At 62.3% G+C, this 12,541-nt stretch carries 9 protein-coding genes; 5 read left to right on the top strand and 4 right to left on the bottom strand.

Annotation, left to right across the window (positions count from 1 at the left end):
- The first annotated feature begins 136 nt into the window (after nucleotides 1-136).
- The 5 genes from FB548_RS18285 to FB548_RS18265 all read left to right on the top strand — a co-directional run bounded on the left by FB548_RS18285 (nucleotide 137) and on the right by FB548_RS18265 (nucleotide 7,734).
- The gene (locus FB548_RS18285; RefSeq protein ID WP_185742173.1) at nucleotides 137-2,584 is read left to right on the top strand and encodes a GH92 family glycosyl hydrolase; all 2,448 of its coding nucleotides are present in this window, start codon (nucleotides 137-139) and stop codon (nucleotides 2,582-2,584) included.
- Nucleotides 2,585-2,660: 76 nt separating this feature from the next.
- Nucleotides 2,661-3,818 (top strand): LacI family DNA-binding transcriptional regulator, encoded by a 1,158-nt coding sequence (locus FB548_RS18280; protein ID WP_142126240.1) that lies wholly within the window; start codon nucleotides 2,661-2,663, stop codon nucleotides 3,816-3,818.
- Between the two features lie 126 nt (nucleotides 3,819-3,944).
- Complete coding sequence (fucP, locus tag FB548_RS18275; RefSeq protein WP_255470624.1) at nucleotides 3,945-5,180, top strand: L-fucose:H+ symporter permease; 1,236 nt, start codon at nucleotides 3,945-3,947, stop codon at nucleotides 5,178-5,180.
- A 3-nt stretch (nucleotides 5,181-5,183) separates the two neighbouring features.
- Complete coding sequence (locus FB548_RS18270) at nucleotides 5,184-6,209, top strand: carbohydrate kinase (protein WP_142126238.1); 1,026 nt, start codon at nucleotides 5,184-5,186, stop codon at nucleotides 6,207-6,209.
- A 766-nt stretch (nucleotides 6,210-6,975) separates the two neighbouring features.
- Nucleotides 6,976-7,734 (top strand): MobA/MobL family protein, encoded by a 759-nt coding sequence (locus FB548_RS18265; RefSeq protein ID WP_142126237.1) that lies wholly within the window; start codon nucleotides 6,976-6,978, stop codon nucleotides 7,732-7,734.
- A gap of 127 nt (nucleotides 7,735-7,861) precedes the next feature.
- Here the strand turns inward: FB548_RS18265 and FB548_RS18260 are convergent, their stop codons facing one another.
- The 4 genes from FB548_RS18260 to FB548_RS18240 all read right to left on the bottom strand — a co-directional run bounded on the left by FB548_RS18260 (nucleotide 7,862) and on the right by FB548_RS18240 (nucleotide 12,405).
- The gene (locus FB548_RS18260; RefSeq protein ID WP_142126236.1) at nucleotides 7,862-9,310 is read right to left on the bottom strand and encodes a YfjI family protein; all 1,449 of its coding nucleotides are present in this window, start codon (nucleotides 9,308-9,310) and stop codon (nucleotides 7,862-7,864) included.
- A complete protein-coding gene (locus tag FB548_RS18255; RefSeq protein WP_142126235.1) occupies nucleotides 9,307-9,612 on the bottom strand; it encodes a hypothetical protein in 306 nt (101 codons plus the stop codon). Before FB548_RS18255 ends, FB548_RS18260 begins: the two co-directional genes overlap by 4 nt.
- A gap of 508 nt (nucleotides 9,613-10,120) precedes the next feature.
- Nucleotides 10,121-11,062, bottom strand: a complete 942-nt coding sequence (locus FB548_RS18245; RefSeq protein ID WP_142126233.1) for a hypothetical protein — start codon at nucleotides 11,060-11,062, stop codon at nucleotides 10,121-10,123.
- Between the two features lie 482 nt (nucleotides 11,063-11,544).
- Nucleotides 11,545-12,405 (bottom strand): hypothetical protein, encoded by an 861-nt coding sequence (locus tag FB548_RS18240; protein WP_142126232.1) that lies wholly within the window; start codon nucleotides 12,403-12,405, stop codon nucleotides 11,545-11,547.
- Between the last annotated feature and the right edge of the window lie 136 nt (nucleotides 12,406-12,541).

Genomic DNA, 12,541 nt, shown 5'->3' with positions numbered 1-12,541 from the left:
CGGCGTGGGGTGGACGGCCCGGCTACGGCCGGGCCACTTTCCATTCGTTGCGGTGGCAGGGATGCCGCCAACCCTATTCCGGCCTGCGCAGGGATTCCACGCAAGCCTTCGGTGAACTGCGATGACCTGTGAGCGCATGAAACGAGAAAAGACCCTGACGATGCTGGGCTCCCTGTGCATGCTTCTGGCGCTGGTGGTGCCCGCGATCGAAGCCGCGCCGCTGCGACTGGCAGCGGAGGTCAACACCTTCATCGGCAGCAAGGATGACGGCAACACCTTTCCGGGTGCGTCGGCGCCATTCGGGCAGATCCAGGTCAGTCCCATCGGGTCCCATTACTCGGGTTGGCGCTACGACGACCCGCAGATCCGCGGCTTTGGCCACTCTTTCGTTTCCGGTGCGGGCTGCTGGGAACAAGGGGGCCAGGTATCGGTACTCCCTGTCACTGGTCGCATCGGTCCCGGTGGTGAATTCGACACGGCCGACGCCAAGACCTTCGATCACAAGCGCTATGGCTCGCGCTACCGGCATGACGGCGAGAACGGCCAGGCCGGCTACTACAAGGTGCGGTTGACCGACTACGGCGGCATCGATGCCGAAACCACGGCACTGACCCGCGCCGCCGCCGAGCGCTATACCTTTTCCAGCCGCGGCGAAGGCCACGTGCTGGTCAACGTGGGGCAGGCGAATGAGCGCCATGCGGTGACCGGTAGTCTTATCAACGTGGTGGGCGACCGCGTGGTGGAAGGCAAGCTGGTCACCAAGAGTTTCTGCGGTGGCCACCAGTACACCACGTGGTTCCGCCTGGAGTTCGATCGCCCGTTCAAGGCCTTCGGCACCTGGGGCGAGGCGGGCGGCGTGGCGAATGCACGGCACAGCATGGAAGGCGAGGGCAAGCCCAACGGTGCATGGCTGACCTTCGACCTGGAAGGCAATCCTTCCGTCACGGCCATCTCGGCCATCTCGCACGTCGACGCGGAGGGTGCGCGGAACAACCTGCGCAGCGAAGGCATGCAGGGCGGACGTCTGCTCGGCTTCGATGCGATGCGTGGGCGCGCGCAGTCGGCATGGGACAAGGAGCTGGCCAGCGTGCGCGTGCAGGGCGGCAGTGCGGATGATCGCGCCGTGTTCTATACCGCGCTGTATCACGCGCTGCTGCAACCGCTGACGGGCAGCGATGCCGACGGGCGCTATCGTGGTTACGACGACCGCATCCATCGCGCCGAGGGCTGGACCTACTACGAGTACTTCTCGTTGTGGGATACCTACCGCTCGCAGAACCAGCTGGTGGCGCTGCTGCGACCGCAACGCGCCGCCGACATCGGTCGATCGCTGCTGGCTATCCGCGAACAGGGCGGCTGGCTGCCGCGCTGGGGCTACGCGAGCTTCGAAACGAACATCATGACGGGCGACCCGGTGACCCCGTTCCTCGTCGACCTGTGGCGTTTCGGTGCGATGAAGGGGCGCGAAGCGGATGCGTATGCCGCGTTGCGCGAGAACGCTTTCGGCGTACCCCCTTTGAACTCGCGGCATGCCGGGCGTTCCGGCAACCCCCATTATCTCCAGCACGGCTTCGTGCAGTACGACCGCGCGTTTCCGTCCAAGGGAATGGATGTGGATCCGCACCACGGCGGCTCGGCGACGCTGGAGTACGCGCTGGCCGACTGCTCGCTTTCGCTGATGGCCGATGCGCTGGGCCATGGCGATGACGCGGCCGTGCTCAAGCGGCGTGGTCGCAACTGGCGCACGCTCTGGGATGCAGACATCCGTGATGAAGAAGCCGGCTTCAGTGGTTTCCCGCGTCCGCGCACCGAGGATGGCCAGTGGTACACGCCGGCGGATGGCCGCTATGGGCCGCGTTCGCACCACGGCTTCCACGAGGGTACGGCCTGGCAGTACCAGTGGCTGGCGCAGCAGGATGTGACGGGGCTCGTCGAGGCCATGCACGGCCGCGAGCAGGCGGGGCGCCGCCTGGACACCTTCTTCGCCTACGACGCGCTGCTGGCCGATCCTGCCGGCGCCGCACGCAAGGAATGGGTGGTGGGGCCTTACAGCTACTACAACCAGTTCCGCTACAACCCCAACAACGAACCCGACCTGCACGCGCCGTGGATGTACACGCTGATCGGCCAGCCGTGGAAGACCGCCACGGTGCTGCATGCGGCGCAGCGGCTGTTCACCAATGCGCCTAACGGCGTCACCGGCAACGATGACCTGGGCACGATGTCGGCGTGGTACCTCTTCAGCGCCATGGGCCTGTATCCGGTGGTGCCGGGCACGGGCCAGTTCGTGCTGCATCCCCCGCGTTTCGCGCGTATCGACATCGATCTCGGGCAGGGCCGCACGCTGCGCATCGACGCGCCGCAGGCGGACGGCGACAAGCTGCAGTACATCGGCAACGTGTCGTTGCGGGGACGCGCGCATCCGTCCGTGTGGCTGGATTGGGAAAGCCTGCAGCAGGGCGGTCGCCTGCACGTGGAATTGACCGGGACGCCGCCGCAGCAGGGCTGGGGTACGCGGCCGGACGACCTGCCCGCATCGCCGTGCGCCGCGGATGCCGCCTCCCTGTATGGGGAGGGTCGATGAGTCTGCGTCCCGCCCTGGCTAGCGTACTGGTGCCATGGTTTACGCTGGGCGCCTCCACGGGAATGGATCGATCCAGATGAGCCAGAAGCGTCCCCCTCGCGCCGGTGCGACCGGCAAGGCCAAGTCCGCCTCGCCGCGGACCGCCAAGCCGGTCAGTAACGTGGCGAAGAAGGCCCGGGAAGCGAAGTCGGCCACGCCCGAGCGCAAGCGCGACAGTCAACGTGTGGTCACGGTCACCGATATCGCCAATGCCATTGGTGTGTCGCGCGCGACCGTGTCGCTGGTATTGCGTGGCAGTCCACTGGTGCATGCCGATACGCGCGCCAGGGTGGAGGCCGAACTGAAGCGCCAGCGCTACGTCTACAACCGCAGCGCGGCCAACCTGCGCAGGCGCACGTCTTCCAGCGTCGCGCTGGTGATCAATGACCTGTCCAACCCGTTCTTCGCGGAATTCGCCGCGGGCGTGGATGAAGCGCTGGGCACACAGGGCTACGTCACCCTGCTGGGCAGCACCGGTGAATCGCCGCAGCGCCAGCAGGCGGTGCTGGCGTCGCTGATGGAGCACACGCCTGCGGGCGTGATCCTGTCGCCCGCCGAAGGCAGTGATGCTGCCGAACTCCGTACCGTGCTGGATGCACGGAGCCATGTGCTGCTGTTCAACCGCGAACTGGCAGGTGCGGACGCATGGGACTTCCTGGCGCTGGACAACGAGCGAGGCGCGCGCATGGCGGCCGAACACCTCATCGGCCTGGGCCACCGCCGCATCGCGTTCTTCGGCGGCCATGCCGATTCCAGTTCGTGCCGGCAACGACGCGCGGGTTTCGCACAGGCGATGGCCGCGGCGGGTTTGCCGGTGGAGCCGCAATGGCTGATCGAATCGGCGCCCAACCGGCTGGAAGCGGCCACGCGCACCGGTGCGCTGTTCGGTGAGCGCGCCAGTCCGACCGCGGCGGTCTGCTACAACGACACGGTGGCGCTGGGCCTGATGCTGGGCTTGGCTTCGCGCGGCATCCAGCCGGGCCGGGGCTTTGCCGTCACCGGCTTCGATGACATTCCCGAAGCGGCGATGACCACGCCGCCGCTGACCACGCTGTCGGTCGATCCGCGTGAGCGCGGCCGGCAGGCGGCGCGCATGCTGTTGCAGCGCGTGGCCGATCCCGACGCTGCCCCGATGCGCACGATCGCGCCGGTGCGCCTGTGCATCCGCGAAAGCAGCGGCGTACCGCGCCCATGACCCTTCCCAATTCTTCTTCCCCATTTGCCCGTTGAGGTCTACGACCGCATGCCGATCGCATCATCCCCACCCTCAGTGACCTCCCGCGGGTCCGCCTCGGCCGTCACGCCGCGTGCGGCGTTGGCCGTGGTGACCACGATCTTCTTCATGTGGGGCTTCCTGACCTGCCTCAACGACATCCTGATCCCGCATCTGAAAGCGGTGTTCGAACTGAATTTCGCACGCGCCATGCTGGTGCAGTTCACCTTCTTCGGCGCGTACTTCCTGATGTCGCTGCCGGCCGGCCGGCTGGTCGCGCACCTGGGCTACAAGAAGGGCATCGTGGCTGGCCTGGCCATTGCCGGCGTGGGTGCATTGGGCTTCTGGCCGGCAGCGGAACTGCGCGTGTATGAAGCCTTCCTCGGCGCGCTGTTCGTGTTGGCGACCGGCATCACCGTGTTGCAGGTGGCGGCCAATCCATACGTGGCGCTGCTGGGGCCTGAACAGACCAGTTCCAGCCGGCTCACGCTGGCGCAGGCGCTGAACTCGCTGGGCACCGCCATCGCGCCGCTCATCGGTGGCCTGCTGATCCTCGGCAACACGGTGAAGAGCGCCGACCAGATCGCCGCGCTGCCTGTCGCCGAGCAGGTCGCCTACCGAGTGCAGGAGGCACAGTCGGTACAAGGGCCTTACGTCGGACTGGCCGTGGTGCTGTTCCTGTTGGCGCTGTTCGTGTTCCTGTTCCGCCTGCCCGCGCTGAGCGAGACCACCGAGTCCGCCGATCCGGTGCGGCACACGCTGGGCGACGCCCTGCGCCATCGCCACGTGCGCTTCGGTGTGTTGGCCATCTTCTTCTACGTCGGTGCGGAAGTGGCCATCGGCAGCTTCCTGGTCAACTACCTGTCGATGCCGGCCATCGGCGGTTTCAGCGAACAGGAGGCATCGCGCTACGTGGCGGCGTACTGGACGCTGGCGATGATCGGGCGCTTCGCCGGTTCGGCGATCATGGTCCGCTTCTCGCCGCGCAAGCTGCTGGCGCTGTTCGCGATGGCCAATGTGGTGCTGCTGGCGACAACGTTGCTGGGCAGCGGCAAGGTATCGCTGTACAGCGTAGTGGCCGTGGGCCTGTTCAATTCGATCATGTTCCCGACCATCTTCGCGCTCAGCATCGAGCGGCTGGGGCCACTGACCAACAAGGCCTCCAGTCTGCTGATCATGGCCATCGTCGGCGGTGCCTTGGTGCCCTACTTGCAGGGTGTTCTCGCAGATGGCATCGGCGTGCAGGCGTCCTTCCTGCTGCCGCTGGTCTGTTATGGCTACATCGTGTTCTACGGCCTGTCGGGTTCGCGCCCGGCGCCGGCCACGCAGGCGCAGGGAGCGTAAGCCATGTCGAAGATCGTCTGTTTCGGCGAAGCCCTGATCGACCTGCTCGCCCAGCCGCCGGCTACGCCCGACACGCCGCGCGCGTTCCTCCAGTACGCCGGCGGTGCGCCCGCCAACGTGGCCGTGGCCGCCGCGCGGCTGGGCGCGGACACGCATTTCGCCGGCATGCTGGGTAACGACATGTTCGGCGACTTCCTGCTGCAGAGTTTCATCTCAGCCGGCGTGGCGACGGATTGCATCGTGCGCACCGGTGCGGCCAAGACCGCACTCGCCTTCGTCGCGCTGGACGAACGGGGCGAGCGCAGCTTCAGTTTCTACCGCCCACCCGCCGCCGACCTGCTGTTCCGCAGCGCGCATTTCGTGCCTGCCTGCTTCGGTGGCACCGGCAGTTTCCATGTCTGCTCCAACAGCCTGACGGAAGCCGCCATCGCCGATGCAACCCTTGACGGCATGGCGCGTGCGCGGGATGCCGGGGCAATGGTCAGCCTGGATCTCAACCTGCGTCCAGCGCTGTGGCCGCAGGACACGGATCCGAGCCCCCGCTTGTGGCAGGCATTGTCGGCGGCCGACCTGGTCAAGCTCTCGCAGGAGGAACTGGATTACCTGGCGCAGCCGCTGGGTGGCGGTACCGAAGGTGAGGCGGCCGTGCGAACGCGCATCTTCGAAGGCAAGGCGCAATGGCTGATCATCACGGATGGGGCGGCCCAGATCCGGTGGTACACACGGCAGGCATCCGGACACGCGCCGAGCTTCCGCGTCGAGGCGCGCGATACTACGGCGGCCGGTGATGCCTTCGTTGGCGGATTGTTGTTCCGCCTGGGAGAGTTGGGTGGCGATGGCCGGGGCTTCCACGCCTTCTGCCAGAATCAGGAAGGCCTCGCAGACGCCATCCGCTTCGGCGCCGCAGTGGGCGCGTTGGCGGTGACACGCAAGGGCGCATTCGCCGCCATGCCGTCGTTGGCCGAAGTGGACCAACTCCTGCGGGAGCAGCACCACGATCCCGCCGTGCTTGCGCTGAGAGAGGGGTGACGCTGCCTTGGAAGCGCAGCGTCGTGGAGCCGCGTGCCGGGACGTTGTGTCTCTGCCTGGGTCTGCAGTCGCGCCATCCGCCCACGTTTGATCCATGACGGCGTCGGCTTCCCGCAGGAAGCCAATGTCCGTTCTTCTGAAAAACGCTTCTTCACGTCCAATTCGCTGGTCTGGCGGGATTGGACTCCACATCGCATCGCTACTCAAAATAGGGGGGACGTCGGAGAGAGAATGATTCAGGAGCACGGAAGAAGCGGCTACATGTACCACGCTGCCGCAGCAAATGAACGCTCATCGCTGATGCTCATGCCATCGTGACGATTATCGACCCACAACTGAAAAGCTAGTTCGGCGAAATGACCTCATGCGGATCAACAGCGAGACGGTGTCCAGGCGTTTGATGTCAGGATCAAGATCGTGGGGCGATCGTACTCAGCTGAGAAGCGTTCGCGGAGCTTCGGACATGAGTATCGTGGCTGGAGTCTTGGGGAGGCAAGGCTATGTGTTCCAACCTTGCGCCGTCCTGCAAGTAAATCTTTACGCCAGTACACCTACCTATATGAGACAGGCATGTTGAGTTCTGGTAGGTCAGCTGATGAGAGCCGAAGGTAGTAGTGGGCGTTAGTAGTGGGGGGCAAAGCCCCACGCGCACTAACCGTTTCTCTCCATCGACACTTACTCACAATGCCAATGTCTGTCCGAAGCGCGCCGGCGAGAGTGATCTCGTCGGCTTTCTTTTACCTGGATCAGAAAGGGTAGTGCACAGATGGCGAGCTTCAGCTTTCAAATCAAGAGTGGTAGAAAAGGGGATGCTCTCGGGCACTCAAGGTACGTGGCGCGTCGGGGGTATCACAGTGCCAGAGGGGATCTGGTCCTGTCCGGATACGGCAATCTACCCGCATGGGCGGACGCAGACCCGGAACAGTTCTGGCGGGCAGCCGATGAGCACGAGCGTATCAATGGCGCCACCTATAGAGAGCTGATCGTGGCACTTCCGAATGTCCTGATCGGCACGCCGTTGCGTCCGCTTGTGGAAGATCTCATCTGCAAACTGATCGGTGATCGCCCATACCAGTATGCGGTGCACTCACCGAAGTCCTCCTTGCAGGGCGAGCAGAATCTGCATATGCACCTGATGTACTCGGACCGCATGCCTGACGGATTCACGCGCTCACCTGCGCAGACGTTCGCCCGCTTCAATCCGGTCTCTCCGTGGCGGGGCGGTTGCAGGAAGATGAGTGGTGGACGCACTGCCATGCAGCTACGTGACGACCTGATTGCCATGCGGAAGCTTGCCGCAGACATCCAGAACGCGCATCTGGCAAAGCATGGCCATAGCGTGCGCGTCGATCACCGGAGTCTGCGAGATCAGGGCATATCGCGCGCACCTGAGCATCACCTCGGCCCCGGACGGATCAGGTCGATGTCGCCCCAAGAGAAGGAAGACTACGTTCGGAGGAGGGAAGGTTGGCAGCCGAGGGGCGCCGGCGCCTCAGATGGCGGATCGAGCGAGGCGAGGCTGTAGTCCTTCCAGGGCCGCAGGGGGGGGCACCGATCGGGCTGCACAACCCGCTTTCTGCTCATTTATTACATCGTGCATGTCGTGCAACAAGAAAAGGCCGCCCTAGGGCGGCCTTGGAGGGGGGGGCGGATCAGGTACTCGCGATCGCCTGGAACTGTTGAGGGTTAAGGTAGATGTAGCGCTTACCTTTCCCCCGACCACTGCTTTCTGTATCGAACCGCACCGATCCCTCGCGCCACAGTTCCCGCATTGCGGCTTCGAAGCGCTTCTGGTCACGAACACTGCCGTTGCGGGTACGGACCTCGTTCCACGATGCCTTGTCATGCCCTTCGTTCCAGTAGCGGTTGAGTAGGTAGTAGCCCAAGTACTGAACGTCTTGCTGGAGCTGAGAAACGCGGTTGGAATCGCCGAAGATCCGGTTAAACTCGTCCAGGTGCCAGTCGACGACATCCAGCGCGCGCTCAAGAGTCTCTCGGCTGATCTGCCCCTGCAGCCCATTGAAGTAGTGGAAGATCGCCGCGACCCGGCCGGCAATCTCCAGGAACTTGGAGGCGAAGTCCTTGATACCGAAGTAGCACTCACCGGGGCGCATCAGGCTCTCTACCCGGTTTTGGCTGCGGACCCACAGTTCCTTGGCTTCGATGGAGAATTCCAGCAGCGTGCGTGAATCGTTATTGGCGCGTCGTTGATCAGCTGTGACTAGAAGTTCGTTGAGTCGATCATGAAAGGGCGGCAAGCAGGTCCACGTGTGGTCCTGGAGTGTCATACGACGAAAGCCCACCGTCGATGCAGGAAACGCGACGAGGTATCGGGCCATGTGGCCTGAGCCGCGCGCCGTGTGGCCCCGTTTGTCCCAGAACTCCTGGAACACCTCCTCTTGGATCATGAAGCTGACTGTCATTCGGGGATTGGTCACCTGCACATGACCGTCCATGCGATCCAGGCTCAGGCTGGCAGCGCCGTCCCAAGCTTTGTTCAAGAGCCCCATCTTGGACATCACGCCGCCCTTGAGCACGATCTCGCCTTCATCGCTCACGATCGCTATCGACTTGCCATCGCCCTGCAGTGCTTCCATCAGCGGGCGCTCGGTGATGTTCTGGTGGACGATGCGCATCGGCGCGGGTTTGCGGGGCTTTAGGCGCGCATGTGCCACCAAGTTGTCACGGTACTGTTCCAGATCCTCACACTGCTGCACCGCCTTGCCAAGCTTGCGCTGCAGGGCTGCATCCTCTGCCTGCCACATGCGTAGAGTGGCTTCGTAGTGCGCGAGGGCGTCAGCGTTGGCGGCTGAATATGCCTTGTCATGTTCATGGATGGGCGTGCAGACCAGGCTGTCGACGGTGGTCTTGCGCTCACCTGATTGTCCGAACATGGCGAAGAATAGGCTGGGTGGGCGGATCAGGCCGGTAGGAAGGAGTACATCTATGTTGCCCTGGCAAGCCATCGACATTGCAGTGAGGACCGAGCCGGCGACCAGCGCGTCAGGCGCTTGGATCTGATCGCGGACTTCCCAGACGGCATCGCGCACCAGGGAGTACATGGCATCGACAGGATAGGCGGGAGGGAGAAGCGTACTCATGCCGCGTCCTCCTCGATCGAGCCGCTAACCTTGGTGCGCGCGGCCTCAGCGTGAGCTGCCATGAGCGCCTTGAAGCGACTGGGATGCAGCTTCAGACCTTGGGTCTGAAGCATGTCCAGGATGGCCTTTTGGCTGACGTGCTTGCTCAACAGGGCAACGATTGTGGGATACAGTCGGGTAAAGAGCTCGTTCTTCTGGTGCTTTGCTTGTGGTTGGAGAGTCAGCAACGCCTCGGTGTAGCGATCGACCTGGGTTTCCAAGGTCTCGCCGGTGGTGCGCTGGATCGTGTCATTCGTCTTCATGCGGCGCTCCTTAGTTGCTCGCCTGCGCATTGGCGCAAGCCTGGACATACCCCACCGTGGCCGAGAGCCACCAAGCCGAGGGCGAGCCCGCAGTCGCGCCAAGCTTGAAAGGCTGCGGCGCTCGAGGGTCATAAGAAGGCGAATTGGGGTTGAGGCGGGCGTACCAAGTGCTCTTGCTGACGCCGACGATGTCCAACACCTCAGGCAGGCGAATCGCTCGGTCTAGGACGGGTGCAGGTTGGATAGCCTTGTAGATTGCATCGAGTCGCTCAATCACGGCGAGGTCGGGAGCTGCACTCGCGGTCGCTGTCGCTTTGATCGCTTGCGGTGAAGCTTGGTGGATGGCGTAGGAGGAAGAAGCTTTACGGGTAGAGGCAAGGTGAGGCATGAACGTATCTCCTTTTCCGCGGCGCGGGATTGCGTCAGCGGCCAGGAAAGTCTGAAAGCGTCCAGATCCTCGGGATATACCGTATAGCGTAGACGGTCTTGCAGATTGAAGTCGGATGTGCTAGGTGGATTCTTCCTCCCGCTCGTCCCTAGACAGCTTCAGCGTCAGGAAGTCTCCGTTCTCCAAGACGTTGAGGATGCGAAGGTAATAGTCCGGCTTGCAGAACTCGATATCTTCGGCGGTTCCCATGGGTTGGACGCTGTCAGTGGCCTGCTGTTCGGTTTTGGCTTTCCGTTTGAACGCGGCGAAGGCGTGGGCCATCTCAGGGTAGGGACCCTTGGGTTTCGCCCAATCATCGAGCGTGTTCCGAAGACGATCGAGTGCATCATGTTCAGTCTTGTGCTTTGGGCTCGAGGACAACCTGTCCAGCTTGGTGAACTCTGATTGGAGCTTTTCCCTCTTCCTTATAAACGCTATGACGGCATCCTTTGCCTTCTCAATGCTCGTTACATGCCTATCGCTCTTGAGCTGATCAAGGATCCAGAGCACGAGAGACCTTTGATACTCCGTATCCTCGTCGTGGTTACGCGCCGATGCTTTCGCCAAGAAGCGTGATGCAGACATCGTGGTGCTCGTGCCAAGGTAGTAGTAAGCGGTTGTGGTCACATGCCATGCTCTATCGATCTCGCCCTTCGCATAGAGTCGCCTTGCCTCGTGGAAGTAGATCGCCGATATCAAGGTTCCTTTGTAAGCACGGAATTTCTTGAAGTCCCAGCCATCAGGGACGATTGCTTCCAGAATGATCTGCTGTCGAAGGGCATCAACCGTGGACTGAGGCGTCGTGCGTGGCGTCGATTCCAGCAAGGAGCTGGCTAGATTCCACAAGGGGCTGATGTCGTCTAGTTCGCTAGCGTGAATCAGATCGTGCCAAAGGAAGATTCCATTCTCGATCATCACATCTACGTCGATAGAGCGCTCACCCTCGTATTCATACAGAATATGCGTCTTGGGTGACTGATCTGCTGAGAGTTGTGCGCGATCAAGGAGGTCATGGATGTCCATACTTTTTTTGGCCATTTTTGAGTTCTTCCGTAAGCTTGAGCGTCCGCAATTCTAGCTTTGCCGTGACTTGGTGGGGGCACGCAAGTGAATGGGTCGTTGCCTGTAGCTACATAGCTAATCTGATTGCTGCGTAGTCGGTTGTGCCATCGAATACGGTCCGCTTTGTCCTTACCTCAAGGCCAACGGCTTCAAGGGGCCGACTACGCTGGATGCGTTCGCCTGCGGCGATGCTGAGAGAGTGGGAGGCGTATCAGTGCATCAGCCTGGAAGATGTATCACAGGCTAAGCTGGATGCCATGGCACGCCAGCTCAATGAACGGCGACGCAAGACGACGAAACACCGGCAGAGCGATATCGACAAACTGTTGCGTTGATCGGTTGAATCCAAGGCCGGAAGCGGAAATGCCTCAGAAATTGAACTCGCAACTGCTGTTAGTGACGATGCGGATGCCTTTCCATAGTCGCTTAGTGCTGCGTGACCCTTATTGAGAGTTGGCTATCAGCACGCCTACAGCCCCGCCTAGCCCCAGCACGCCAACTACGAACACCAAGTAGCCGATGTTGGCGATCACCTTTTGCAGCGCCTGCTTTCGCTCGTGGGCCTGTGATGCCTCGAAGCTCGAAAACTCCACGACGCCACCCGCGGTGGTGTTGTCGAACTCGTAGCGCTTCAGTGAGGTGCCTATCCTGCGTGCCATGCCAAACAGGGCGAAGCCCATGCATAAGGGGATGAGCGATAGTCCGCCGAGCAGTGCAGGCAACTTCTTCCGAAATGATCGATGTTCATCCGCGCGCCCGGCCTCACGACGCTCACTCTGATACTCCGCGAATCGCTGTCGACTACCACCAACGCCGGTCAGGTCCACGAAGCGATCTTGGTACTCAGAAGGAAAGTAGAGCTGGGCCGTGTCGTTTGCCGCTTGCACGCTGGTTTTGAAGTGCTGAAATTCGTATGTGAAGCGCTTGCGGCGGCAGGTATCGAATAGATTGGCGAGGTAGCCACACTTCTCACGCCAGTAGGGCTCGGCTCGTTCCTTTTCATCGATCGAGCGGTATGCCTGGCTGTATGCCTCAAGCAGTTCCCGGGCTGGCGGTGGGGCCTGCGATACGTTGCCGCTGCTGCTCCACGTATGAGCCAAGGCGCCATGTAGCATCATCAGCCGGCCTGCCTGGCGCCCGGCGATCTCCTCGGGCTCAGCGTTGCCTGCGCTTGCCAGAACATCGGACCGTACTTGATCTGGCTGAGGGTAGTGTGCCAGGGCGGCGGTGTCTTCAACGGTGGCATGCGCCGACATCGCTTGCGCCCCGAGCAGGGCGATCATCAATGCTATGGTCTTTTTCATGCTCTCCCCCTGTGAGTGATGCCGCCCCGGACGCTTAAAAAATTCATGTCATCGTCACCCAGAGCTTGGCTTTGCTTGATGGCTTAACCCAATACTTGAGTCGAGCAAATTTCTTTGCCAAAAGGCTTGATCCGAG

This window comes from Pseudoxanthomonas sp. 3HH-4 (assembly GCF_006716465.1).
Taxonomy (GTDB): domain Bacteria; phylum Pseudomonadota; class Gammaproteobacteria; order Xanthomonadales; family Xanthomonadaceae; genus Pseudoxanthomonas_A.
This window is presented reverse-complemented; position numbering and strand designations above follow the sequence as displayed.